Source organism: Arthrobacter gengyunqii, from assembly GCF_023022985.1.
In the GTDB taxonomy this organism is placed as follows: Bacteria; Actinomycetota; Actinomycetes; order Actinomycetales; family Micrococcaceae; genus Arthrobacter_B; species Arthrobacter_B gengyunqii.
The window spans coordinates 367,375-391,133 of sequence record NZ_CP095461.1 but is presented as its reverse complement, the minus strand read 5'-3'; the positions used below and the strand labels follow the sequence as shown (position 1 = coordinate 391,133).

Genomic DNA, 23,759 nt, shown 5'->3' with positions numbered 1-23,759 from the left:
ACGGCGGTGGTTACCGGAGCGGCAGTTGCTGTATCACTCATGCGGGCTGTCCTTCATCCATGAACGTGCGCAGGTACTCGGCCGTGCGGGCGGGGTCCTGTCCCGCGAGGGCGTCGACCTCCACGCGCTTGCGTTCCGTGGAATCCCTGGTGATGGGCACGATGGGAATGCCCGCAGTGTCCGTGGACATGCTGATTGCCGTGGTGGCCGGTTCGCTGTGGCCAATCATGGCCAGCTTGGTGGCAGGTGCCAGCGGATCAAGCTCCGGCAGCTCGCCAATGTCGATGGCCTCGCGGTTTTGGCGGCGGGAACGCACCGCGTAGAAAACCATGAGCAGCAGCACGGCAATGACAATTCCGGCGGCTTGGATGATGTTGTTCACCAGTTGTGCCCGGCGTGCTTCCTCCGCGGCTTCCGCAGAGGCTGCCAGTGCATCCTGGGCGGCCTTGGCTCCCCCGGTGTTGAAGGCCACCATTTCCACTGTCAGCTGGTCTCCGCGCTCAGCGTTGATGCCTGCAGCCGTAGCCACGAGGGCTTCAACATTGCCCAGGTTCAGGCCCGCGGCCGCCTCGGCGTTCAGGGCCACTGACACGGTCTGGCGGTTCAGGGCTCCTGCGGGGATTTCGCGGGTTTCAGTGACCTTGTTGACCGCGTTGTTGCGGGTGCTGGTCTCGGAGTTGAAGGTTCCATCGCCGTTGCCGTCATTGGGAACGGCAATGTTGTCCGGGCCCAGGACGCCGGCGGCGCCGCCTGCCGCACCACCGGCGTAGGCCTCCGTAGTGGTGGCTTCGTTCAGGGCGGGGGCGTTTTCCGGGCTGGCGAAGGATTCCTCCACGCGGTTGGCGGATTCGTAACTCATGTCCGCGGCCACTGCCACGGTGGCATTACCGGGTCCGACGACGCGGTCCAGCATGGTTTGCACCGATGCTGACACGCGTTCCTCATAGTCCGAGGACTGCTTGTCCGCCGACCCGGTGGCGCCGACGCCGACGGCGGAAAGGACGGTTCCGGCCGAATCAATCACTGCCACGTTGGTGGCGTCCATGCCGTCGATCGATGCGGAGGTCAGGTGCACGATGGCCTGGATCTGGTCAGTTCCCAGAGTGACGCCGTTCTCGGTCTCGACGAACACGGAAGCGGTCGGATCCGCCTTTTCGGAAACAAAGACGGTGTCTTCCGGAATCGCGAGCTGAACGGTCGCGGCTTTCACGCCGTCGAGCGCTCCCACTGTTTTCGCCAGCTCGCCTTCCAGCGCCCGCTTGTAGGTGACGGACTGCTGGAATTCAGAGGACGTGACGCCCATGTCGTCCAGCAGCGAGTAGCCGCCGGTTGACGAGCTCGGGAGGCCGGCGCCCGCGGATTTCAGACGCTGGTCATAGACGTTTGCTTCAGGCACCATGACCGTGCCGCCGCCGTTGGCGATCTCGTACGGGACACCGTCGGTCTTGAGTTGTTCCACAATGGTGTTCGCGTCCGCAGCTGACAGGCCGGAAAAGAGCGGGGTGTACGCCGGCTTCGTGAGCCAGCTGGTCAGCAGGGCGATCCCCAGGGCCAGTACGGCCACGCCGATGATGGTGATTGTTTTCTGTGCCAGGGAAAAGCTGCGCACCGTGTCGCCGATCCGTCCGAACGCGGCGTTCATGGGACGCGCCATCAGGCCTGCATCCGCATGATCTCGTTGAACGCGTCAACGGCCTTGTTGCGGACTCCGGCCACCAGCTCCAGGGTTACCTGGGCGCGCGTGGACGCAATCGTGGCGCTGTGAATATCGTCAAGGTCACCGGTCACGGCCTGCACTGCGAGGCTCTTCGAGGTCGCCTGCAGCTGGGAGATGTTGTCCACGGCGCCGGTCAGGGACGCGGCGAAGGCCGATCCATCGGTGGACGCCGTTGCCGGCACCGCGTCCAGATAACTGGTGGGGGTTACACCGGAGACGGCCGGAATGGGGGGAACGGGCATCAGGAGCGTCCAATCTGGAGAGCAGCTTCATACGTGGATTTGGCGCGGTCCACCACGGCGGCATTTGCTTCATAGCCGCGCTGCGCCAGGATGAGGTTGCTCATCTGTTCGGACATGTCGATTTCCGGGTAGCGGACGTAACCGTCAGCGTCCGCAAGAGCGTGGTCGGGCTGGTAGACCATCCGGCCCTCGGCGTCTCCGTACTCGACGCCTGAGACATAGACGCCGCTGACCCCCTGGCCCTCCTGGGCCACTACGTAGCGGGCCTGGAAAGCGGATCCGTCCGTGCGGGAGACATTGTTGGCGTTGGCCAGGTTGTCCGAAACGGCGTCGAGCCACTTGCGGTGAGTCGTCAGCCCGGTGGCGGCAATGCCGATGGCGTCAAAGGTCATGATGACGTCCTCAGCGCGGTGCGAAGTGAATTCGCTTCTCCGCCGACGGCCTGCGTGGCGAACTGGTACCGCAGCACCGTGTCGATGTTGGAGAGGGTTTCGGTGTCCAGGTTGACGTTGCTGCCGTCCAGCCGCGTCGGTTCCATGGACCGTTCCGTGGTGGCTTTTGCGACGCCGGAACCTGCACGGACGGAGCTGGCCAATGCATCTTCAAAACTTACCCGCTGGGCCTGGTAGCCCGGGGTGTTCACATTCGCAATGTTGTTTGCAATGGTGCGTTGACGCAGAGCCAACCCGTCAAGGGCGCTTTGCAGCGCAATTGAGGACACGGAATCGAACACGCAAAAACCCGTTCTCGCTGAGGGACAGTGCGGCCGATCCGTGGCCTGGAAATGAGCATTCCTTGCTCGATAGTTGTTATCGGCCTGTCCGACAGGTATGTAAGTAGTTCTTCTAAGTAATTAAGACGCGATTGCAAGTAATTCTATTCTTGCTTCCGAGTACTTAACGGATGCCTGGATTAGCCGGCCACATCCAAATAAACCGCCGCCGCCGAAGGACCGGGAACGCTGCGGATTAATTCGGCCTGCCGCCGGTTTGTCCTGGCCTCTCCACGCAGCTGGATGTAGGCCCTTTCCTGGGCCTTGGCCAGAAGGCGGGCACGCGGCATCAGCTCTGCGGGCAGCGGCCCCAGATTTAGTGCAGGCTGCCACGTCAGTGCCAGTTCACGTGCCTGGACAGAGACCATTTCTGCCGGCTCCCGGAAAACCTCCAGATTGTCTTCGAGCTCGGTGAGCACCCGCTCCCACAGGGCCAGGTTCTCGGCGGCTTCGTTGGAGAGGTCCGGGCCGATCGCTTCAGCCGACACCGAGTGTGCCTCCGGCGTTCAGCGGCGCTGAGGTCTGTGCCGGCACCTGTGCAGCAGCTTCGTGCCATGCCAGCCGCAGCGGCTCCAGCAGGTCGATGCACTCTCGGGTCCGTTCCGGACTGCGGTGGATGTTGGCGTCCATCATGGTGGTCAGGCTGTAGGCGTAGAGGGCTTTGAGGTTCTCGGCTCCGTCCCAGACGTCAGTCTTCAGCGTGCCCGTCAGTTCCGAGACGATGGCCTGCGCATGCACCAGGTTCTCCGATGCCACCGCCCAGTCGCCGGAGAGCTGGGCTGCTTCGGCTCGGCTCAGGTCCAGCAGGAGGCGGTCGTAGAGCATGGTCAGCAGCCGCGCGGGCGTGGCGGACAGGACAGCGTTGCGGGCGTACTCGGCGCGCTTGGCGGCCATGCCATAGGTCAGGCTCATTTTTTGCTTCCTGAAGAGAAGTTCAACGAATCGATTTGGGATGTCAGCCATTCCTGCTGCGACTGCAGCTGGCCCAGCTTTACTTCCAAGTTGGACCACACGCTCTGCAGGGTCGCCTGGCGCGAGGCGAGCCTCCGGTCCCAGTCCTCGATCTGCGTGGTGAGGGACCGGACTTCGGATTCCTGACCCTTGATCCGCTGGGTGATGGTGCCGTCGTATTTGTCCGATGCCGTTTTGCCGGCCGCTTCCACCCGTCCAGCAATGGTCTGCAGGGTCGCCTGGGTTTTGGCGGGATCAGCGGCCAGGGCTGCGGCGAACTTCTCGGCGTCGAATTCCACCGTGCCGTCCTTGGTGATCACGATGCCGATCTCCGACGGCGAACGGCCGTCCACCGGGGATGTGGCTGCGGTCATCAGGCTTTGTTTGATGTCGCGGACGCCGGAGTCACCTGTGAAGAGCCCTCCGGTGGCCTTGGAGGTGCCCGACGACGTGGAGGTGGTGACGGCAGCATTGCGGTTGATGTAGGAAAACACATCCGCGAGATCGGCCACCAGTTTGGATGCGACGTCGGTGACGGCCTTGTCGTCGCGGACCACTGTCAGCGTGACCGGCGTGTCCGAGGCAGAGGTAACCGTCACGTCGACGCCCGGCATGAGGCCGGTGAAGGTATTGGTCGCGGAGGAAATGGTGGTCTCAGCACCAGCCACGCCGGCCCAGAGGGTGACTTCGGCATTACGTGCGGCCTTCAGCAGCATTCCTCCGCCCGCTTCGCTGAACGGATCGGTGCCGTTGGCCGTGACACTGAACCCGGCATCGGCACCGGTGGCCGTGGAGGTGAGCTGGATGCGATATTGGGAGGTCCCGGCGGCGTCGACCCCGGCCGCGATCTTGACGGCGGTGACGCCCTTGTTGGCCTTGTTGACCTCGGAAACCACTTCGTCGAGGGACTTGCCGTCAACGTTGAGGGTGGTGGATGTTCCGGCGGCGCTGATGGTGATTTCGGTGGCATCAGTGGGCCAGGATGTCAGGGCTGCGGAGAGGCTGACCTGCGCCGATGCGGTTTGTTTGACCACCATGTCCAGGGATCCCGCGGCTGCGCCGGCTGTGACGGCGGCGGTGACTTTGTCCGAGCTGCTGGCTGCGGTGTAGAGGTCGGTTCCGGCCGGCTTGGCGGTTTTTCCGGCGGCCTCGGCCATGGCGGCCATTTTGGTGTTCAGCTGCTGCAGGGCGCTGACAAAGGTCTGGCTGGCGGCCACCTTGGTCTTCAGGATGTTCTGCGGCCGCGCTTCGATCTGCATGAGACTGGCGATCATCTCACTGGTTTTCAGGCCGCTGATCAGGCCGTCGATTCCTGCCATGTGTGCTGATCTCCTAGGACTGATACGGATGAGGCAGGCGATGAACCGGCGGCGGAGAGTGTGAGGTCCAAGTCAGTTTCTCCGCCGCCGGCGGTCATTCACCTGCCGGTGCTGCTGGTGGTGCTAGTTGTTGCGACTGCTACTACTGCAGAAGCTGCATCACGCCGGAGTTCATCTGGTTGGCCTGGGACAGCATTGCGGTGCCGGCCTGGGACAGGATCTGCGAACGGGTGAAGTTGGCCATTTCCGAAGCCATGTCCGTGTCGCGGATACGGGATCCGGCGGAGGACAGGTTCTCGATGGACACGTTCAGGGACTTGATGGTGGATTCCAGGCGGTTCTGGGAAGCACCAAGCTCGGAACGGGCGCTTGAGATGGTCTTGATGTCCTTATCTAGGGACTCGATCGTTGTCAACGCTTTTGCTGCACTGGTGAAGCCGTTGACGGCGGGAGTGGTGACATTACCATCCGCATCGACAACTGCCGGTGTGCCGGTGGCGAGGGTGGTAAGAGCGGCCCCAATTGCGGCAACATCGACCATCTTGACGTCGATCTGGTCGTTATCCTTCGCGCCGCCGGCACCGATCTGGAAGGTTAGCGTCTTGGGGACGGAGGTAGCGCCCGTAGCGTCCGTCGACTTCAGCAGGTCGATGCCGTTGAAGTTCGTGGAGGTACCAATGCGAGTCAGCTCCTTGGCCAGCTCCTTGACCTCAGTTGTGATCGCGGCACGCGAGTCCTCATTGTTCGAGTCGTTACCGGACTGCACAGCCAGGTCGCGGACACGGTTCAGGATGGAGTGGACCTCAGTCAGGGCGCCTTCAGCGGTCTGGATGACGCTGATGCCGTCCTGGGCGTTGCGTGCGGCAACGGTCATGCCGGAAACCTGGTTCTTCAGGCCTTCGGAGATCGCCAGACCGGCTGCATCGTCAGCTGCACGGTTGATGCGCAGGCCGCTGGAGAGCTTCTCCAGGGACTTGGACTGTGCATTCTGGTTCAGCGTCAGGTTGCGGTACGCGTTGTTTGAAGCAGTGTTGGTGTTGATTGTGAAACCCATGATGTATTCCTCCGTGAGTGGGCTGTACTGACCGGCCCATCCGTGGGCCGGCAACCATAGCTATCGGCGGAGGATCTTCGGGTGTTAGGAGTTCTGCGAAGTTGTTTTTTGCCTTCCGGCGAACCGCTCAGGCGGGCATACGGCCGGAGTCAGCCAGCGGAGCGCGGGGCGGGAAGTGCTCGCGGGTAATGCCGCCGACGGTCCGGTCCGCCATGGTGGACAAATAGGCGGCCCGGCGTGCGGGAGCAATGCGGGACTGCACGGGAGGAACGACGTCGTCGTCCGTGTAATGGGCGCCCAGACCGTCGCGGAGGAGGCGGACAGCTTCAGCGCGCTGCTGGGAAACCGCGGAATGCGTGGCACTCAGTTCTGCCGCCAAATCCTTGACGCTGCGGTCGTGAAAGTAGACTTGTTCCACTATGTACCGCATTTTGGGCGGCAGTGCTGAGACGGCAGCCTGCAGATACTTCAGGCGCTCCGCTGCAAGGAGGGATCCCTCGGGTGACGGAAGCGTTGTCGCCAGGAAGTCGGTGGTGGACTCGTCGAGGCTGGATACGGTCCGTGATGCATCCGCCAGGGCGTCCTGCGCCACCGATGGATCCACGCCAAGGGCTGATGCAATTTCGCCGACAGCGGGTGTGCGGCCCAGGGCGGCGGTCAGGGTTTCCTTGACCGCGAGGGTTTCCTTGATCCGGCGCCGTGCGGTTCGGGTGGCCCAGTCCATCGAGCGCATTTCATCGGCAAAAGCGCCAATGATGCGGCGGCGCGCATACGCACCGAAAGGAACACCCAATTCGGGATTAAAGGAATCAGCGGACATGATGAGCGCCACCGATCCTGCCGATGCAAGGTCATCCCGTGATAGGTGAGTTGCTTTTGCGCATGTTTCAGAGACCAAATAACCAACCAGGGGAAGATTTTCCAAAACTAGCTGGTTGCGTTCGAGACGGTTCAATTTTTGCGGACCCCCAAGCCCTTGTGACAGACATATTTGCACCTGGCACATGGCTTAGGGCTGAGACCCACTAAAAACCCCACGCGCGAGCGTATACCGTGAAAGATACCACTAACATTGTGGGCGCCGATGCCGATAGTGACGGACAACGGTTGAATCGTTACGTTTCGCCGTAATTTTTGGACATTACAAGATCAATTTAGGAGGTGAGTGGAGATGGGTACCCAGAAATTGTCTGCACTTCTCTGGGAAGAACGCGAGTTGCTGGAACTGCTCGTATTCAAGCTTGAAGAAGAACAGCTCCTGCTCACCTCCGGCAAAAGCCGTTGGCTGCAGCACGCCACGCGTGAGGTCGAGCAGGTGCTGGACCGTTTGCGGGCGGCGGCTCTCGGCCGGACTGTGGCCGTGGCGGCACTGGCCCAGGACTGGGGGACGGACGAAGACGCCACCCTGCGCGAGCTGGTGTCAGCTGCTCCCCCCGGGCCATGGACTGAGATCTTTGCAGGACACCTGCAGGCCATGACGGACCTGACCATTAAGATCCGCGAACTGAGGGACACCAATGAGCAGTTCCTGCGTGCTGCAGCACGCTCTGCCCAGGAAACCCTCGCCGGCCTGAACTCCGAAAACGGCACCTACACCGCGTCGGGCTCCACCGCCGTGTCCACCGCCGGTGCCCGCCTCGTTGACCAGCAACTTTAACCCCGAAGGACCAAACTCCCGATGAGCACATTCAGCGGCCTGAATACCGCATACACGGCATTGACCGCTGCCCGCAGGGGGCTGGACGTCATCGGGCAGAATGTTGCCAACGCCAACACGCCCGGGTACACCCGGCAGCGGTTGGAAACATCAGCCACGGCGCCGCTGTCGTCCACCGGATTCAGCACCGGTCCCCGGGTGGGGCAGGGCGTCACGGTGGACGGCATTGCCCGGCTCGGGAGCATGCAGCTGGACGCCCGCGTACGCGCCACCACCGCGGTGTCCGGCTTTTCCGCGGTGCGCGCCAATGCGCTTTCTGCCCTGGAAGTCAGCCTCAACGAACCCGGCGACAACGGCATCTCGGCGTCCCTGGATGATTATTGGGCCGCGTGGCAGGGCGTATCGAATAAACCGGGCGACCCGGCCGCAGTCGAGGTCCTCCTTAACGAAGCCGCGACCGTGGCCAGCCGCATTTCCTCCGGATACCTCTCCGTGGCGAACCAGTTCAAGGACGTGCGCTCGGACCTGGCCTCCATGGCGGATGAGCTGAACACCGCCGGAGCCCAGCTTGCCGGGCTCAACGGGGCGATCCGTTCCGCGCTGTCCAACGGCGGTTCCGTCAATGAGCTCTTGGACCAGCGGAACGCCCTGGCCTCCACGGTGGCCGCGCTGGCAGGGGGAACCGTCCGCGAGGGCGCCGACGGGATGGCGGACATCCTGGTGGAGGGCAATGCCTTTGTCACCGGCGAGGTCTTCCGGCCGGTGGAGGTTACCGGCGGAACGGCATTGGGCGGGGACCCTGTCCGGTTGGTGTGGAGCCACCGGACCGGCGACTCGGTGGCACTGTCCAGCGGGGAAATGGCCGGTGCCCTGAGCCTGTTGGCACCGGGCGCCGATCTGGACAAGGCAGCGGCATCGTATAACTCGCTGGCCGAAAGACTCGCGTCAACGGTCAACAGCGTGCACCGCACCGGAACCGCTCCCGGGGACGGAACACCGGGCAGCACCACCGGACTGGACTTCTTTGGCCTCGACGCCGGGCAGCCGGCGCTGAGCCTGCACATCATTCCGACCAGTGCGTCCGGGATTGCCGCCGGAAACGGCACCGGCGGGTTCGACGGGTCCATTGCGGACAAGATCTCCCAACTGGGAACCTCCGCCGACTCCCCCGACAAAATGTGGTCTGCCTTCGTCTCGGGCACCGGAGCCGCAGCCCGCAGCGAAATGCAGCAGGCCAAGCTCGCCGGCGTTGCCGCATCATCCGCCGTCGGGCTGCAGCTGGCGAATTCCTCGGTGGACCTGGACGAGGAAAACATGAACCTGCTGGCGTACCAGCACGCTTATCAGGGCGCCGCCCGCGTCATGAGCGCCATTGACGAAATGCTTGACACCCTGATTAACCGCACCGGAATTGTTGGAAGGTAACCCTTGATCACCCGCACCACCAACCAGACCCTGGCCCGCAACGCCCAGCAGAACCTGCAGGCCAACATGTCCCGCATGGCCAAGCTCCAGGAACAGGTTTCTTCCTCCACCGCCATCACGCGACCCTCGGACAACCCGGCCGGAACGGCTGACGCCCTGAAGGTCCGGGCCGAAATCCGGGCCAATGCCCAGTACAGCTCCAATATCAACGACGCCGACGGGTGGCTCACCACTGTGGATTCCGCACTGGACAACACCACGGACCTGATGCGCCGCATCAAGGACCTGGCACTGCGCGGAGCCAGCGCCGGATTGTCCCCGGCGAACAAGGATGCCGTCGCTACGGAGCTTGAGGGCCTGAAGAAGGATCTGCTCAAGGAAGCCAACACCACGTTTGCCGGGCGAAGCATCTTCGCCGGAAACTCAGATGCCAAGAGTGCCTTCACTGAGGAAAACGGTGAATACGTCCACAGCGGTTCGGGCGCGGGAGTGATGCGCAGGGTCGACGGCGGCGCGCCTGTCAGGGTCGACGCCGATGGGTCCGCCGTTTTCGGCTCCGGCCCCGGTTCGGTCTTCGCACTGGTAGACAGCATCGCGGCCGATCTGCGCTCAGGAGCCGACGTGACGGGCCATCTGGCGTCCATCGACGCCCGAGCCAACACGATCCTTTCGCGCCATACCGAAGTGGGGGTCCGGCACGCGGCCGTCCTGAAGGCACGGGATACCAATCTGGAGCAGACCGTGAGCCTGGAAGCCCGCCGCTCGGGCATCGAGGACCTGGACACCGCCAAGGTGATCCTGGATTTGAAGCTGCAGGAGCTTTCCTACCAGACTGCCCTGTCGGTCACCGCACGGGCGCTGCAGCCCACGCTCATGGACTTCCTGCGATGAGCGTGCGCGCAACGTTCCTGACTCCCCCGCCGGGCTTTGCCCCGGAGGTGAATTTCCTCTTGTCGGCCGTGGACGGCGCGGACGGGCTGTACTCGCTGAAGTCGGCACAAAGTGGCGACGCCGAGGGCCTCCGGCTTTTCGTCCTGGACGCCGCTGTATACCTGCCCGGCTACCAGCCGGAAATCAGCGATGACCAGCGGCTCCAGCTCGACCTTGCCGACGCCGCCGAAGCCCGGGTCCTCGTCGTCGCCAACTCCACGGAGGAAGGGACCACGGTCAATCTGCTGGCCCCCATCGTGCTGAACACCAGGACGCTGCACTGCACGCAGGTCATCCTCGACGGGCAGGACTGGCCGGTCCGGATTCCTCTGGAGGAAGCCGCCGTCTAACGGCTCCACGACACAGCAAAAAGGGGCGCACACCCGGTTCGGGTATGCGCCCCTTTTAGTGCACCTGCTTTTAGTGCACCTGTGGGTCTTAGGCGAAATCGGCCGTGGCCGGATCCGCGCCGTAGCGGGTGCCGTTGTCGAGGGCGTTGATGGCCTCGATGTCCTCAGCGGAGAGCTTCAGATTCAGGGCTTCCCAGTTTTCCTTGATGCGGGACTCCGTGACGGACTTCGGGATCACGATGTTGCCCAGTGCCAGGTGCCAGGCGATGACCACCTGTGCCGGGGTGGCACCGTCGTACTTCGCGGCGATTTCCACGAGCTTGGGATCCTCGAGCAGGCCCTTGCCGGAGCCCAGCGGGGACCAGGACTCGTGCAGGATGTTGTGCTTGGCTTCGAAGGCGCGCAGCTCGGACTGGTTCAGGTACGGGTGGGTTTCCACCTGGTTCAGGACGGGCACGACGCCGGTGGCGTCGATGATTTCCTGCAGCGCCTCAACGGTGAAGTTGCAGACACCGATGGACTTGACGCGTCCCTGCTTCTGCAGCTCAATCAGGGCCTTCCAGGTGTCCACGTACTTGTTCTGCTTCGGCTGCAGCCAATGGATCAGGTACAGGTCCAGCGTCTCCAGGCCGAGGCGCTCCATCGAGGCATCGAAGGCCTTCAGGGTCTCTTCGTAGCCCTGGTCGGCGTTCCACACCTTGGTGGTGATGAACATGTCCTCGCGGGGAACCGAGGTGGCGGCAATGGCGCGGCCGACGCCGGCCTCGTTGCCGTAGATCTTGGCCGTGTCGATGTGGCGGTAGCCAACCTCGAAGGCCTGCCCAACAACCTTTTCGGCAACCTCGTCCTCAACCTGCCAGACGCCGTAGCCGAGCTGGGGGATGGTGTTGCCGTCATTGAAAGTCACAAGCGGAGATGTAGTCATTCGACCATCCTTGCAAATGATCGACGGTAAGCCGCATCGAATGACCCCTCTATGCTGGACGCGAAAAAAGTGTCTCCCCTATTCCCGTTCTCCGAAAGAATTTTGGGAAATTTTAGAGCCCGTCAACCGCAGCCTTCAGGGCGCGTTCAGCTTCCAGGATGTCCTCTTCCACGAGTTTGGCCCGCCGGTGGACGTTTTGCAGGCCGGCGGAGGCAAACCCCCAGCGTTCACCTTCCAGGCGTGACATGGCAGCAGCCTCGGCGGTGGCTGCCAGGGAGTTTCCGCTGCGGGACAACGCCCGATGCACGGCGATCAGGGCCCCCGGTATGTCCTGGCCGTCGCTGGGCAGCCGGCGCTGCGCGTTTACACACACGTCCCGCACCCGCGGCAGCAGCTCGGCCAAGCCGTTGGCCACCGTCACCAGCTCGTTGTAGACGGCGTCGTCCTCCACGCCTTCCAGCATCTGGTGGTAGCGGTCCAGGCCGCGGGTGAAACGGTCGTGGGCGCGGCGCCATACGCCTTTCCCCAGCTGATTATCGTCTTTCCGCCCCTGCCGGGCGGCTGCAAAAAGTGCCATGAATCCTACAGGTATTGCCCGGGACCACTGTGCGGATCGGGATGGACGGAGCCGGAGCGTGCCTGGGCCTGGTCGGCACGCCGGGGCTCACCGTTTTCTCCGATGATGACGCCGGGAGCCAGCACGGTGCCCGGCGGCAGCTGGCGCAGCTGCAGGCGTGAGGCCATCTGCTGGTTGGCGGCGGTTTGCTGTGCGGCGATGGCGGTTTGGATGCCCCGGAACAGTCCCTCCAGCCACCCGACCAGCTGGGCCTGGGCAATGCGGAGTTCGGCGTCGGTGGGAACGGTGTCATCTCCGAAAGGCAGGTTGATGCGGTGGAGTTCCTCCACCAGCTCGGGTGCGAGTCCGTCTTCAAGTTCATGCAGGGACCGCTCATGGATTTCCGCGAGCCGGTTGCGCGCTGCGTCATCCAACGGAGCGTTCCGGACCTCTTCCAAGAGCTGCTTGACCATGGTGCCGATCCGCATCACCTTCGCGGGCTGGTCCACCAGGTCGCGCAGCTTCGGCGGACCGGCGGCGCTGTCACTGCTGGAGCCCGGATTTTCCGCACCGTTGCCGGAGGCTGCGCCACCGGCGGCAGGAACGCCCACCGGGGGGTTGCTGGACTGCGCCTCAGCGCTGCCCGCCCTGCCGGCACGTGATGAATCGTCGGATTCGGGCGAACGCGCCGCGTCAGCCCTGCCGGCGGATCCGTTCTCTTCAGTCATGCGTTAATGCTCTCATGGTTGGGCGGAATTGCTTGGTGGAGGATCAGTTTTCGAGCTCCTCCGCCCGCTTTTTCGCGTACTCCCCGTTTGGGCTCAGCCCCGCCACCTGTTGCCCGGCATTCAGTTGTCCGGCGGTGTAGTGCCGGTCATCGAATTCCGGGCCCACCCCTTCTTCGCGGGGCAGGTTGATGTCATCCGCCAGGTGCTCGTCATCGGTGTCAGCGACGGGGAGGTTGATGTCTTCGCGCAGGTGCTCGTCCTGCGGCAGATCCTCGTTCTTCGCATGATGTCCCATGCTCCACGGTAGGCCGATCCGCGCCAGCTGCTCAAGGCCGGGAAACAAAGCGACATGCGCCGGATTGCCCGGCTCCGCTGCCTGCCGGCCACGGAGAAGACGACGACGGCGGCACCCGCACTGGGTGCCGCCGTCGTCGTCCGCAGCGGGATCATTTAGCCCGGCAATTCCCGCTCCCGTGAACCGGGAGGCGGCCGACTGCTAGCAGCAGCGGCCCCCGGGGTTGGAGTCCTGGCGGTCCATTTTGTCCTTCCAGAACTCGCGTTCGCTGAGCAAAGGCCCGCTGCATCCGGAGCCCTGGTGGAAGGACACGTACTTTCGGTAGGCGTCTTCCCCCATCACATCGCGGAAAAACCGCACGAAACCGCGAAGCCCGTCCAGGGCCCCCGCCCGCCGGATGCCGGACTCGGTCATGAGTGGGCCTTCCGGACAACCTTGCGGTCCTCCGGGAGGGCATCCCACTGCGCCTGGATTTCTTTCTCCGCCGGGGTGGCGAGGAAGCCCGAGGGTGCGAACATCCGCGAGGGAACTGCTGGGTCCTCGGCACTGGGTGCACCGCCGGAGCGGTACGAGCGGATGCTCGCGAGAACGGCGGTGACGATGACGATGATGGCGAGGGTGACAAACACGATGGACAGCGTGCCCTGGATAAAGGTGTTCCGAACCACCGCTTCCATGGCTTCCACTGTCTTGGCCGTTCCGAAGCTGGTCTCGCCCTGCTCCAGGGCTCCCTTGAAGGCGTTGTGCTGCGCCCAGTAACCCACGGCCGGAACAGTGGAGAAGATCTTGTACATGGATGCGGTGATGGTCACCACGGATGCGAAGGCCAGCGGCAGCACGACAATCCAGATGTACTTGAACACGTTCTTCTTCGCGAGGATGGCCAGGCAGATGGCCAGGGCGATCGCGGCCAGCAGCTGGTTGGCGATGCCGAAGAGCGGGAACAGCGTGTTGATTCCGCCCAGCGGATCCGTGACCCCCATGATCAGGATTGAGCCCCAACCTCCCACCATGACGGCCGTACAGATCCAGGCTCCGGTGCGCCAGGAGGTGTCACGGAACTTGGGGATGAAGTTGCCGATGGAGTCCTGCAGCATGAACCGGGCCACGCGGGTGCCGGCGTCCACTGCGGTGAGGATGAACAGTGCCTCGAACATGATGGCGAAGTGGTACCAGAACGCCATCATCGAGGAGCCGCCGATCAGGCTCTGCATGATCTGGGCCAGGCCGACGGCGAGGGTGGGTGCGCCGCCGGTGCGCGACACGATGGATTCCTCGCCCACGTTTGAGGCCATGTTGGTGAGCATGTCCGGAGTCAGGTTCACACCGGCCAGGCCCAGGCTGTTGACGAAGGCGACGGCGCCTTCCACGGTGCCGCCGGTGGCTGCAGCCGAGGAGTTCATGGCGAAGTAGATGCCGCGGTCAATGGAGATGGCTGCGACCAGGGCCATGATGGCCACGAAGGATTCCATCAACATGCCGCCGTAGCCGATGAAGCGGGTCTGCCGTTCCTTCTCGATCATCTTCGGAGTGGTTCCGGAGGCGATCAGGGCATGGAACCCGGACAGGGCGCCGCAGGCAATGGTGACGAAGAGGAACGGGAACAAGGGGCCGGCAACCACCGGGCCGTTGTCCGTTGACGCGAATTCGCTGATGGCCGGTACGGTGATTTCCGGCCGGACGATGATGATGGCAACCGCCAGCATCACGATCGTTCCCACCTTCATGAAGGTGGAGAGGTAGTCACGGGGGGCCAGCAGCAGCCAGACCGGCAGCACGGCGGCGATGAAGCCGTAGATGATGATGCCCCAGGCAATGACGGTCTTGTCCAGGGTCAGTGCGTCGCCGAGCGCGGTGTCCGCGATCATACCGCCGCCGATGATGGCCAGCATCAGCAGGACAAAGCCGATGATGGAAACTTCGGTGACTTTGCCGGGACGCAGGAACCGCAGGTACACGCCCATGAACAAGGCGATCGGAATGGTCATGCCCACGGAGAAGACGCCCCACGGGCTTTCCGCCAGCGCGTTGACGACCACCAGGGCCAGGATGGCCACGATGATGATCATGATGGCGAGGGTGGCGATCAGGGCAGCAGTGCCGCCCACGCGTCCGAGTTCCTCGCGGGCCATCTGGCCCAGCGAGCGCCCGCCGCGCCGCATGGAGAAGTACATGACGAGATAATCCTGGACGGCACCGGCAAGCACGACGCCGATGATGATCCAGATGGTGCCGGGCAGGTAGCCCATCTGGGCCGCCAGGACCGGACCGACCAGGGGTCCCGCCCCTGCGATGGCGGCGAAGTGGTGCCCGTACAGCACGCGGCGGTCCGTGGCGGCGTAATCCTTGCCGTCCGCCTTGTACTCCGCCGGGGTGGCGCGGAGGTCATTGGGCTGCAGGAGTTTGCGCTCGATGAACTTGGAGTAGAAGCGGTACGCGATGAAGTACGTGCAGACAGCGGCAAAAACAAACCAGATGGCATTGACGGTTTCCCCGCGGACCAGGGCCAGCATGTACCAGCTCACGCCGCCCAGCAGGGCGATGCCGGACCAAATGGCAATCTTCAGCGGAGTCCATTCCCGGTCCTGGGCGTCTGCCGTTTCGGCGTCCAGGGCCACCGGCGGAAGGTCCGGATCCTGCACCAGGACGTCGCTGTCCTCAGGTTTTCCGGGAGCGGCCCGGCGCCGGCGATTCTCACTCATGGAGGAGTCCCTTTGCTTGCGGTAATGAAGCGTGAAAGCCGGCAGTGGAACCGGCGGGAGTCGGAAGATTCCGAACTCTTGCCCCAGAGATTATCAGCGCCCCGTGACTCCGGACACAAAACAGGCCGGTGACTGGCGTAACAGTCACCGGCCCCGCCGGGATACAGGGATGGATACCCGCACCGGCAGGTATCCGCTGCCTCAGGTGGTCAACAGGATTTTTCCTGTGTGGACGCCGGAATCGAAGTACTCGTGCGCGGCGGCGGCTTCGGCCAGGGGGAAGGTCTTGTCCACCAGGGGCCGGATTTTTCCTGCCTCAACCAGCGGCCAGACATACTGCTTGACCGCCTGCATGATCGCGGCCTTTTCCTCCTCCGGGCGGGCGCGGAGCGTGGTGCCGATAACGGCCAGCCGCTTGCGCATCAGCAGGTTCAGGTCGATCTCCGCCTTGGTGCCACCCTGCAGCCCGATAACGACCAGGCGTCCGGACACGGCCAGTGCTTCGAGGTTTCGCTGCAGATACTTCGCACCGATGACGTCAAGGATGACATCAGCTCCGCGGCCGTCAGTGACTTCGTGGACCCGCGCCACAAAATCCTCGGTCTTGTAGTTGATCAGGACCTGCGCACCCAGGGACCGCGCCAGCTCCAGCTTCTCCGGAGATCCGGCGGTGACCATGGGGACCGCACCGAACGCCGCAACCATTTGGATGGCCATGGTTCCGATTCCCCCGGCTCCCCCGTGGATGAGGACGTGGTCCCCCTCAGTGACCCCGGCAGCCATGAACAGGTTGGAGAACACTGTGGCAGCGGTTTCAGGCAGGGAGGCTGCAGTGACCAGGTCCAGGCCGGCCGGCACGGGCAGGACCTGCCCCGCGGGAACATTCACCTGATCGGCGTAACCGCCGCCCGTCAGCAGGGCAACGACGTCGGCTCCCACCGAGAGCCCTTCGACTCCGGTTCCAACAGCTGCGATCCGGCCGGACACCTCGAGTCCCGGATATTCGGACGCGCCGGCGGGAACCGGATAATGGCCCTGGCGCTGCAGCACATCCGCCCTGTTCAAGCCGGCAGCTGCCACATCGATGAGGACCTCCCCGGGACCGGGCACCGGTGCCGGCACCTCCTGAACCTGCAGGGCTTCCGGACCCCCGGGTGCATTAATGACAATTGCTCTCATTCTGACCTCCACGGTGCTTGATCGAATTTTGGGTGTTTTGCACCTTTCTGCCAGACTACTAGTGAGGAAGGTTGTCCGAGCGGCCGATGGAGCTGGTCTTGAAAACCAGTGTGCGGTAACCCCGTACCAAGGGTTCGAATCCCTTACCTTCCGCGTAGAGCCTTAAAGGCGGTCCCTTATCGGGGCCGCTTTTTTGTTGCCCGGACTCTCCCGCCGGCAAAAACTACGATTCGTCTCCTGCAGGCCATGTGTTCGTAACGTGGACCACATAGTATTACGTGCGTCACTCCAGTTACCCCCCTTGGCGCCGCTCGGCGGTGTCCACTACTGTCGGCTGGCACCCCAGCGGACCAAGGAGCAAGAGGCATGAGAAGACCATTCTGGAAGGCCGCGCTGGGAACCACCCTCACCGCCGGCCTGCTGGCAGCACCGATCACGGCGCTGCCGGCCTTTGCACAAGACAGCAGTGCTGCTGTTTCCCCCGGCATCATCATCAACGAGGCCTACCTGAGCGGCGGCAGCGCTAACGCACCGTTTGCCAGCAAGTTCGTGGAACTGCACAACCCGACTTCCGCCGACGTCAGCCTTGACGGCTGGTCGCTTCAGTACCGCGCTGCCGGTTCGACGGGGGCTCCCACCGGCATCGGCGCACTGTCCGGCACCATTCCTGCCGGCGGCTACTATCTGGTCTCCGGCGCCTCCAACGGAGCCACCGGAGCACCCCTGCCCGAAGCCGATGCGACGATCGGCGCCAGCTTCTCCGGCTCGGGCGGCACCCTGATCCTGTCCAGCCAGTCCACCCGGGTGGATCCCCTGCCCACCGGTTCGGTCACCGCCGCCGCCGGCGTCGTTGATCTGCTTGGCTACGGAACCTCGAACACCTTCGAAACCTCGGCGGCCGCCGCACCGGCAGGAAACAGCGATCCCAAGTCCTTGAACCGGACCGGATTCGCGGACACCAACAACAACGCCGCGGATTTCGTGCTCAGTGCGGCTGTGACCCCCACCGGAACCGGCGGAACGGCTCCCACTGAACCGATTCCAACCCCCACGCCAACTCCGACGCCGTCCCCCACCACGCCCGTCGAACCCCCTGCAGGCGCCGTTCCCATCGCCCAGATCCAGGGCTCGGGTGACGCCAGCCCGCTGGTGGGGCAGACCGTCACCACCCGCGGAAAAGTCACGGGTGTCTATCCCACCGGCGGGTTCAACGGTTACTACATCCAGACCCCCGGCACCGGCGGCGCACTGGATCCAGCCACCCACACCGCTTCGGACGGCATCTTCGTGTTCTCCGCAGACACCGTCGGCTCAGTGGCAGCAGGCGACTATGTTGAGGTCACCGGCGCAGTCGGCGAATACTTCGGCCTTACCCAGATGACCGTTGCCGCCGGCCAGATGACCAAGCTCGACTTGCCTGCTGAAGAGGTCAAGCCTGCCGCTGTTGCCTGGCCTGCCTCCGACGCGGAGCGCGAAGCCCTCGAGGGCATGCTGCTGGCACCGCAGGGCAGCTATACCGTGACCGACAACTACTCCCTGAACCAGTACGCGGAGATCGGACTGGCCGCAGGCGACTCGCCCCTGGTCCAGCCCACCGCCGTCGCTGCCGTGGGCACCCCGGAGCACGCCGCCGCCGAAGCCGACAATGCGGCACGGGCCGTAAAGCTCGACGACGGCGCCAGCATCAACTTCCTCAGCGCCGCCAACCAGGGCATCCCGCTTCCGTACCTGACCATGGACAACCCGGTGCGCATCGGCGCAGCCGCCACCTTCACCACCGGCGTCATCCTGGACTACCGCAACAGCGCCTGGAAGTTCCAGCCGTTGACGGCTCTGACGGCAGCCAATGCTGCAGAGGTGGTCCCGGCGTCGTTCGAAGCCACGCGCACCGCCGCACCTGAAAGCGTGGGAGGTAACCTCAAGCTCGCCTCCTTCAACGTGCTCAACTACTTCAGCACCACCGGCACGGACCTCACCGGCTGCACCTACTACAACGACCGGTCGGGCGCACCGCTGACCGTGCGCGGTGGCTGCGATGCCCGCGGCGCCGCAAACCCGGAGAACCTGGAACGCCAGCAGGCCAAGATCGTCTCCGCCATCAACGCGCTCGGCGCCGACGTCGTGTCCCTGATGGAGGTGGAGAATTCCGCAGTGTTCGGCAAGGACCGCGATGAAGCCCTGGCCAACCTGACCGCCGCCCTGAATGAGGCAGCACCGGGAACCTGGGATTATGTCCGCTCCCCCGCAGCCCTCCCGGACGCTGAAGACGTCATCCGCACCGCTTTCATCTTCCGCACAGCCGTTGCCGAGCCGGTGGGTGAATCCGTCATCCTCAACGATGAAACCGTCTTCTCCAACGCGCGTGAACCGCTGGCCCAGGCCTTCAAGCCCGCCGGCGGGGATGACAGCTCCACCATCCTGGCCGTCAGCAACCACTTCAAGTCCAAGGGATCGGCTCCGGCTTCCGGAGAAAACGCCGACACCGGGCAGGGCGGCTGGAACGCTGACCGCGTGCGGCAGGCTCAGGCACTGGCGGCCTTCGCCGACAGCACAGCCGAAGCCGCCGGCACGGAAAAGGTCTTCCTGCTGGGAGACTTCAACTCCTACGCCGCCGAGGATCCGATGAACGTTCTGGCCGAGGCCGGCTACGTGAATCTGGGCAAGGCCACCGGCAAGCACTCCTACGCCTTCAGTGGGATGGTCGGCTCCCTGGACCACATCCTGGCATCTCCGGAAGCAGCTGACGCCGTAAGCGGTGCCGACATCTGGAACATCAACTCGGTGGAGTCCGTGGCGCTGGAATACAGCCGCTACAACACCAACGTCACCAACTACTACGCACCGGATCCGTACCGTTCCTCGGACCACGATCCCATCCTCGTCGGCCTGGACCTTACCCCGGCCGGAACCGAAACCGAGGAACTGAACCTGCTGAACATCAACGATTTCCACGGCCGCATTGATGACAACACCGTGAATTTCGCCGGAACCGTTGAACAGCTCAAGGCCGCCGCGCCCGAGGGCAGCTCGCTGTTCCTCTCCGCGGGAGACAACATTGGCGCTTCGCTGTTCGCCTCCTCGGTGCAGCAGGATGTCCCCACCCTCGACGTGCTGAACGCCCTGGGACTGCGGGCCTCGGCAGTGGGCAACCACGAGTTCGATGCCGGCTACTCGGACCTCACGGACCGGGTTGATCCGGCCGCGGACTTCCCGTACCTGGGCGCCAACGTTTACCTCAAGGGCACCACCACCCCGGCGCTGGACGAATACACGATCCTGGACGTCAACGGCGTTTCCGTGGCCGTCATCGGTGCCGTCACCGAAGAGACCTCCACTCTGGTCACGCCCGGCGGAATTGCCGCGCTGGAGTTCGGTGATCCCGTGGAAGCCGTCAACCGTGTAGCTGAAAAGCTGCAGGCGGAGGGCGATGTGGACGTCATCATCGCCGAGTACCACGAGGGTGCCGGCAGCGGCACCCCCGACGGCGCCTCCCTCGCCGATGAGCTGGCCGACGGCGGCGCGTTTGCCGAGATCATCAACGGCACCAGCCCGCTGGTGGACGCCATCTACACCGGGCACACCCACAAGCAGTATGCCTGGGATGCCCCCGTTCCCGGCACTGAGGGCAAGACCCGTCCGGTGCTGCAGACCGGTTCCTACGGCGAGTTTGTCGGCCAGATCACCCTGGATTACAACCCGGCAACGGATGAGGTGCTGTCCTACACGGCGACCAACGTTCCGCGGACCACTGCGAGCGCTGACTCACTCGTCGCCGCCTACCCCGCGGTGGCAGAGGTCAAGTCCATTGTGGATGCAGCGCTGGCCTCCGCCGCGGAGATCGGCAACCAGCCGGTCGGTTCGGTGACGGCTGACATTACGACGGCGTTCAACGGCACCGTGCGCGACGACCGCAGCTCGGAATCCACGCTGGGCAACCTGGTGGCCGATTCCCTGCTGAACACGTTGTCCTCCGCTGAGCGCGGCGGCGCCGAGATTGGCGTCACCAACCCCGGCGGGCTGCGGGCCGAGCTGTACTACGGCGACGACGGCGTGATCACTTACGCTGAAGCCAACGCAGTGCTGCCGTTCGTCAACAACCTGTGGACCACCACGCTCACCGGCGCCCAGCTCAAAACAATGCTGGAACAGCAGTGGCAGCCGGACGGCAGCTCACGCGCCTTCCTGGCACTGGGCCTGTCCGACAACATCACCTACACCTACGATCCGGACCAGCCGCGCGGCTCCCGGATCCAGACCGTCACCATCAACGGTGCCGCCATGGATCCGTCCCGCGCCTACCGGGTGGGCACATTCAGCTTCCTGGCCCAGGGCGGTGACAACTTCAGCGTCTTCTCCGAAGGCACTGACACCCGGGACTCCGGACTGGTGGACCGCGATGCCTGGATCAGCTACATCGAAGCCAACAGCCCGCTCTCCCCGGACTTTGCCCGCCAGGGCGTCATCGTCAAGGGCGCCCCGGCAACTGCAACGGCCGGAACCGCTGTGTCCTTCACCGTGTCAGGTTTGGACCTGACCTCGCTGGGCAGCCCCGCGAACACCGGGCTGGCCGCCAGCTGGGTGAATGCTGCCGGAACGGCCACGGCCCTCGGCACCGCTCCCGTGGCGTCGGGGACGGCAGCTGTAAACGTCACCCTGCCGGCATCGGCTTCGGGGGCGGGCACCCTGGTGCTCACCGCGGCTCCGTCCGGAACCACAGTGACGATTCCGGTTACCGTGGAGGCTGCTCCGACGGTTCCCCCGGCCCCGACCTGTGTTGCGCCGGTTCCACCGAAGAACTGGTGGGATCTCCGGGGCTGGCTCCGGTACACCGTTGAGTTGGTCAAGTACCTGGCTTGCCTGAGCAGCCGCGGCTAACCCGCGCAGCTTGAACAGAACAGCCTAGGCAGAACAAAAGGCGGTGCCGCCCGGACCCTGGTCCCGGCGGCACCGCCTTTGTTTGTGGCGCTTAGTTCCCGACGCGGGCGCGGCAGGCCCAGACCCGATGGCTGCCTTCAGACAGCTAGTCGCGCGGGTCCGGGTCGTTGGGCTTTTCGCTGCCCATGTCCGCCGCCCCGAAGACCTTGACCATGGGGTTGTCCGTCTCATCGTTGGGCCGCGGTTTCAGCTCGGGATGGTGCAGGTCCAGTGCGGGCCGCTCGGACCGGATGCGGGGCAGCGAGGTGAAGTTGTGCCGTGGCGGCGGGCAGGATGTCGCCCATTCCAGTGAACATCCGAAGCCCCAGGGATCATCCACTTCAATCTTCCTGCCGCGGCGCCAGGTGATGTAGACGTTCCAGAAGAACGGAATCATCGACGCTCCAAGGATCATGGAGGAGATGGTGGAGAACTGGTTCATGGCGGTGAAGCGGTCCTCAGGCAGATAGTCCGCGTACCTCCGGGGCATGCCGACCACTCCCAGCCAGTGCTGCACCATGAACGTGCCGTGGAACCCGATGAACAGCAGCCAGAAATGGATCTTCCCCAGGCGCTCATTGAGCATCTTCCCCGTGAATTTAGGCCACCAGAAATAAAAGCCGGCAAACATCGCAAAAACCACCGTCCCAAACACCACGTAGTGGAAGTGCGCCACCACAAAGTAGGTGTCCGAGACCTGGTAGTCCAGGGGCGGCGAGGACAGGATGATGCCGGTCAACCCGCCGAACAGGAACGTGATGAGGAAGCCGATGCTCCACAGCATGGGCGTCTCAAAGGTAATGGAGCCCCGCCACATCGTGCCGATCCAGTTAAAGAACTTCACGCCCGTAGGCACCGCAATCAGCATGGTCATAAACGCGAAGAAGGACTGCATCACTGCGCCGGTCACGTACATGTGGTGCGCCCAAACGGTCACGGACAGTGCGGCAATCGCGATCGTGGCAAAGACCAACCCCTTGTAGCCGAAAATCGGCTTGCGGCTGAAGACCGGCAGCACTTCGGAGATGATGCCGAAGAACGGCAGGGCGATGATGTACACCTCGGGGTGGCCGAAGAACCAGAACAGGTGCTGCCACAGGATGGCTCCGCCGCGGTCGGGGTCGAAGACGTGCGCACCGAAGCGGCGGTCCGCACCGAGGGCAAACAGTGCTGCCGCCAGGGGCGGGAACGCCATCAGGATCAGGATGGCGGTCACGAGGGTGTTCCACGTGAAGATCGGCATCCGCCACATGGTCATGCCGGGCGCGCGCAGGCAGATGATCGTCGTGACGAAGTTGACCGCGCCCAGGATGGTGCCGAACCCCGACAGGGCCAAACCGAACACCCACAGGTCCCCTCCGATTCCGGGCGAGAACGTGGTGTTGGACAGCGGCGCGTAGGCCGTCCAGCCGAAGGACGCCGCCCCCTGAGGGGTAATGAATCCGCTGACCGCGATGGTGCTGCCAAAGAGGAAAAACCAGAACGCCAGTGCGTTCAACCGTGGAAAGGCAACATCGGGCGCCCCGATTTGCAGCGGCATGATGATGTTGGCGAAGCCGGCAAACAAGGGCGTCGCAAACATCAGCAGCATGACCGTGCCGTGCATGGTGAACAGCTGGTTGTACTGTTCCTTGGTCTGCACAATCTGCATGCCGGGCTCAAAGAGTTCGGCGCGGATCACCAGGGCCATTACCCCGCCCAGGCAGAAGAAGGTGAACGACGCGATCAGGTACATGTAGCCGATCGTTTTGTGGTCCGTGGAAGTGATCCAGTTGACGACGATGCGTCCCTTGGACAACGGAACGACGCGCGGTGCCACGAAAGTGCCGGATTCATCTGCGGAGTACTTGAGCGTCGACATGCAGTGCCATCCTTGGGTGCATAGGCCAGAACCACGTACTTCCAGCGACCCCTGCGGAGCCCGCCGTGTCTGTATCGTAGGTCTCATCTTTCGCCGCCGTCCAGAGCCTTACGGTTCCTTCACCGGAGCGCCGGGCTCAGGCGTGCAGCCCGGCAGCAGGGAATGAAAGTGTCCGGTGTCCG

22 protein-coding genes and 1 tRNA gene are annotated in these 23,759 nt (G+C 63.9%); 6 read left to right on the top strand and 17 right to left on the bottom strand.

Translation table 11 applies throughout. From position 1 onward, the window contains the following. Positions 1–37: 37 nt before the first annotated feature. From fliF to MUG94_RS01875, 9 genes are all read right to left on the bottom strand, one after another. Entirely contained in the window at positions 38–1,654 is a 1,617-nt protein-coding gene (fliF, locus tag MUG94_RS01915) for a flagellar basal-body MS-ring/collar protein FliF (RefSeq protein ID WP_227909214.1), read from the bottom strand. Further along, the gene (gene fliE / locus MUG94_RS01910) at positions 1,654–1,959 is read right to left on the bottom strand and encodes a flagellar hook-basal body complex protein FliE (protein ID WP_227909215.1); all 306 of its coding nucleotides are present in this window, start codon (positions 1,957–1,959) and stop codon (positions 1,654–1,656) included. The genes fliF and fliE overlap by 1 nt, the downstream gene beginning before the upstream one ends. After that, positions 1,959–2,351: a flagellar basal body rod protein FlgC gene (gene flgC / locus MUG94_RS01905; protein ID WP_227909216.1), complete on the bottom strand. Its 393-nt coding sequence runs from the start codon at positions 2,349–2,351 to the stop codon at positions 1,959–1,961. The genes fliE and flgC overlap by 1 nt, the downstream gene beginning before the upstream one ends. Next, complete coding sequence (flgB, locus tag MUG94_RS01900) at positions 2,348–2,692, bottom strand: flagellar basal body rod protein FlgB (protein ID WP_227909217.1); 345 nt, start codon at positions 2,690–2,692, stop codon at positions 2,348–2,350. The genes flgC and flgB overlap by 4 nt, the downstream gene beginning before the upstream one ends. Before the next feature lie 179 nt (positions 2,693–2,871). After that, the gene (locus tag MUG94_RS01895) at positions 2,872–3,219 is read right to left on the bottom strand and encodes a hypothetical protein (RefSeq protein ID WP_227909218.1); all 348 of its coding nucleotides are present in this window, start codon (positions 3,217–3,219) and stop codon (positions 2,872–2,874) included. Further along, the gene (fliS, locus tag MUG94_RS01890; protein WP_227909219.1) at positions 3,209–3,643 is read right to left on the bottom strand and encodes a flagellar export chaperone FliS; all 435 of its coding nucleotides are present in this window, start codon (positions 3,641–3,643) and stop codon (positions 3,209–3,211) included. The genes MUG94_RS01895 and fliS overlap by 11 nt, the downstream gene beginning before the upstream one ends. Further along, on the bottom strand, positions 3,640–5,001 hold the full coding sequence (fliD, locus tag MUG94_RS01885; RefSeq protein WP_227909220.1) for a flagellar filament capping protein FliD: 1,362 nt from the start codon (positions 4,999–5,001) through the stop codon (positions 3,640–3,642). The genes fliS and fliD overlap by 4 nt, the downstream gene beginning before the upstream one ends. A gap of 142 nt (positions 5,002–5,143) precedes the next feature. Beyond that, on the bottom strand, positions 5,144–6,055 hold the full coding sequence (locus MUG94_RS01880) for a flagellin N-terminal helical domain-containing protein (RefSeq protein ID WP_227909221.1): 912 nt from the start codon (positions 6,053–6,055) through the stop codon (positions 5,144–5,146). A gap of 127 nt (positions 6,056–6,182) precedes the next feature. Further along, positions 6,183–7,010 (bottom strand): sigma-70 family RNA polymerase sigma factor, encoded by an 828-nt coding sequence (locus MUG94_RS01875; protein ID WP_227909222.1) that lies wholly within the window; start codon positions 7,008–7,010, stop codon positions 6,183–6,185. 216 nt (positions 7,011–7,226) lie between these two features. Here MUG94_RS01875 and MUG94_RS01870 point away from each other — a divergent pair, with 216 nt between their 5' ends. The 4 genes from MUG94_RS01870 to MUG94_RS01855 are packed head-to-tail and all read left to right on the top strand — an operon-like array spanning position 7,227 to position 10,417. Beyond that, positions 7,227–7,712 (top strand): flagellar protein FlgN, encoded by a 486-nt coding sequence (locus MUG94_RS01870; RefSeq protein WP_227909223.1) that lies wholly within the window; start codon positions 7,227–7,229, stop codon positions 7,710–7,712. Positions 7,713–7,733: 21 nt separating this feature from the next. Next, positions 7,734–9,137, top strand: a complete 1,404-nt coding sequence (gene flgK, locus MUG94_RS01865) for a flagellar hook-associated protein FlgK (protein WP_227909224.1) — start codon at positions 7,734–7,736, stop codon at positions 9,135–9,137. 3 nt (positions 9,138–9,140) lie between these two features. After that, positions 9,141–10,028: a flagellar hook-associated protein FlgL gene (gene flgL / locus MUG94_RS01860; protein ID WP_227909225.1), complete on the top strand. Its 888-nt coding sequence runs from the start codon at positions 9,141–9,143 to the stop codon at positions 10,026–10,028. Beyond that, positions 10,025–10,417, top strand: coding sequence for a flagellar assembly protein FliW (locus MUG94_RS01855; RefSeq protein ID WP_227909226.1), 393 nt, complete (start codon positions 10,025–10,027; stop codon positions 10,415–10,417). Before flgL ends, MUG94_RS01855 begins: the two co-directional genes overlap by 4 nt. A gap of 88 nt (positions 10,418–10,505) precedes the next feature. Here the strand turns inward: MUG94_RS01855 and MUG94_RS01850 are convergent, their stop codons facing one another. From MUG94_RS01850 to MUG94_RS01820, 7 genes are all read right to left on the bottom strand, one after another. After that, the gene (locus MUG94_RS01850) at positions 10,506–11,342 is read right to left on the bottom strand and encodes an aldo/keto reductase (RefSeq protein ID WP_227909227.1); all 837 of its coding nucleotides are present in this window, start codon (positions 11,340–11,342) and stop codon (positions 10,506–10,508) included. A 112-nt stretch (positions 11,343–11,454) separates the two neighbouring features. After that, on the bottom strand, positions 11,455–11,919 hold the full coding sequence (locus MUG94_RS01845) for a hypothetical protein (RefSeq protein ID WP_227909228.1): 465 nt from the start codon (positions 11,917–11,919) through the stop codon (positions 11,455–11,457). A gap of 5 nt (positions 11,920–11,924) precedes the next feature. Further along, positions 11,925–12,626, bottom strand: a complete 702-nt coding sequence (locus tag MUG94_RS01840) for a bacterial proteasome activator family protein (protein ID WP_231705360.1) — start codon at positions 12,624–12,626, stop codon at positions 11,925–11,927. Between the two features lie 43 nt (positions 12,627–12,669). Continuing rightward, positions 12,670–12,921, bottom strand: a complete 252-nt coding sequence (locus tag MUG94_RS01835) for a hypothetical protein (protein WP_227892411.1) — start codon at positions 12,919–12,921, stop codon at positions 12,670–12,672. 201 nt (positions 12,922–13,122) lie between these two features. After that, positions 13,123–13,335, bottom strand: a complete 213-nt coding sequence (locus MUG94_RS01830; protein ID WP_227892412.1) for a YbdD/YjiX family protein — start codon at positions 13,333–13,335, stop codon at positions 13,123–13,125. Continuing rightward, the gene (locus tag MUG94_RS01825) at positions 13,332–15,623 is read right to left on the bottom strand and encodes a carbon starvation CstA family protein (RefSeq protein ID WP_227892413.1); all 2,292 of its coding nucleotides are present in this window, start codon (positions 15,621–15,623) and stop codon (positions 13,332–13,334) included. The genes MUG94_RS01830 and MUG94_RS01825 overlap by 4 nt, the downstream gene beginning before the upstream one ends. A 201-nt stretch (positions 15,624–15,824) precedes the next feature. Further along, positions 15,825–16,802 carry an NAD(P)H-quinone oxidoreductase gene (locus MUG94_RS01820; protein ID WP_227909229.1) on the bottom strand — a complete coding sequence of 326 codons (978 nt, stop codon included), beginning with the start codon at positions 16,800–16,802 and terminating at the stop codon, positions 15,825–15,827. A gap of 65 nt (positions 16,803–16,867) precedes the next feature. On the opposite strand from MUG94_RS01820, the gene MUG94_RS01815 reads away from it, so the two are divergent. Together MUG94_RS01815 and MUG94_RS01810 are read left to right on the top strand one after the other, a co-directional pair. Then, positions 16,868–16,955 (top strand) — tRNA-Ser (locus MUG94_RS01815). A 213-nt stretch (positions 16,956–17,168) separates the two neighbouring features. Continuing rightward, the gene (locus tag MUG94_RS01810; protein ID WP_227909230.1) at positions 17,169–21,677 is read left to right on the top strand and encodes an ExeM/NucH family extracellular endonuclease; all 4,509 of its coding nucleotides are present in this window, start codon (positions 17,169–17,171) and stop codon (positions 21,675–21,677) included. Between the two features lie 145 nt (positions 21,678–21,822). Here MUG94_RS01810 and ctaD read toward each other — a convergent pair whose 3' ends face one another. Next, positions 21,823–23,577 carry an aa3-type cytochrome oxidase subunit I gene (gene ctaD / locus MUG94_RS01805; protein WP_227909231.1) on the bottom strand — a complete coding sequence of 585 codons (1,755 nt, stop codon included), beginning with the start codon at positions 23,575–23,577 and terminating at the stop codon, positions 21,823–21,825. Between the last annotated feature and the right edge of the window lie 182 nt (positions 23,578–23,759).

What these genes read in the sequence shown, in the direction of transcription:
- MUG94_RS01850 (WP_227909227.1), bottom strand. Translation starts at nt 11,342, where the DNA reads ATGACTACATCTCCGCTTGTGACTTTCAATGACGGCAACACCATCCCC.
- MUG94_RS01825 (WP_227892413.1), bottom strand. Translation starts at nt 15,623, where the DNA reads ATGAGTGAGAATCGCCGGCGCCGGGCCGCTCCCGGAAAACCTGAGGAC.
- MUG94_RS01870 (WP_227909223.1), top strand. Translation starts at nt 7,227, where the DNA reads ATGGGTACCCAGAAATTGTCTGCACTTCTCTGGGAAGAACGCGAGTTG.
- MUG94_RS01855 (WP_227909226.1), top strand. Translation starts at nt 10,025, where the DNA reads ATGAGCGTGCGCGCAACGTTCCTGACTCCCCCGCCGGGCTTTGCCCCG.
- MUG94_RS01840 (WP_231705360.1), bottom strand. Translation starts at nt 12,626, where the DNA reads ATGACTGAAGAGAACGGATCCGCCGGCAGGGCTGACGCGGCGCGTTCG.
- MUG94_RS01830 (WP_227892412.1), bottom strand. Translation starts at nt 13,335, where the DNA reads ATGACCGAGTCCGGCATCCGGCGGGCGGGGGCCCTGGACGGGCTTCGC.
- MUG94_RS01810 (WP_227909230.1), top strand. Translation starts at nt 17,169, where the DNA reads ATGAGAAGACCATTCTGGAAGGCCGCGCTGGGAACCACCCTCACCGCC.
- fliF (WP_227909214.1), bottom strand. Translation starts at nt 1,654, where the DNA reads ATGGCGCGTCCCATGAACGCCGCGTTCGGACGGATCGGCGACACGGTG.
- fliE (WP_227909215.1), bottom strand. Translation starts at nt 1,959, where the DNA reads ATGCCCGTTCCCCCCATTCCGGCCGTCTCCGGTGTAACCCCCACCAGT.
- fliD (WP_227909220.1), bottom strand. Translation starts at nt 5,001, where the DNA reads ATGGCAGGAATCGACGGCCTGATCAGCGGCCTGAAAACCAGTGAGATG.
- MUG94_RS01880 (WP_227909221.1), bottom strand. Translation starts at nt 6,055, where the DNA reads ATGGGTTTCACAATCAACACCAACACTGCTTCAAACAACGCGTACCGC.
- ctaD (WP_227909231.1), bottom strand. Translation starts at nt 23,577, where the DNA reads ATGTCGACGCTCAAGTACTCCGCAGATGAATCCGGCACTTTCGTGGCA.
- flgC (WP_227909216.1), bottom strand. Translation starts at nt 2,351, where the DNA reads ATGACCTTTGACGCCATCGGCATTGCCGCCACCGGGCTGACGACTCAC.
- fliS (WP_227909219.1), bottom strand. Translation starts at nt 3,643, where the DNA reads ATGAGCCTGACCTATGGCATGGCCGCCAAGCGCGCCGAGTACGCCCGC.
- MUG94_RS01845 (WP_227909228.1), bottom strand. Translation starts at nt 11,919, where the DNA reads ATGGCACTTTTTGCAGCCGCCCGGCAGGGGCGGAAAGACGATAATCAG.
- MUG94_RS01820 (WP_227909229.1), bottom strand. Translation starts at nt 16,802, where the DNA reads ATGAGAGCAATTGTCATTAATGCACCCGGGGGTCCGGAAGCCCTGCAG.
- flgK (WP_227909224.1), top strand. Translation starts at nt 7,734, where the DNA reads ATGAGCACATTCAGCGGCCTGAATACCGCATACACGGCATTGACCGCT.
- MUG94_RS01835 (WP_227892411.1), bottom strand. Translation starts at nt 12,921, where the DNA reads ATGGGACATCATGCGAAGAACGAGGATCTGCCGCAGGACGAGCACCTG.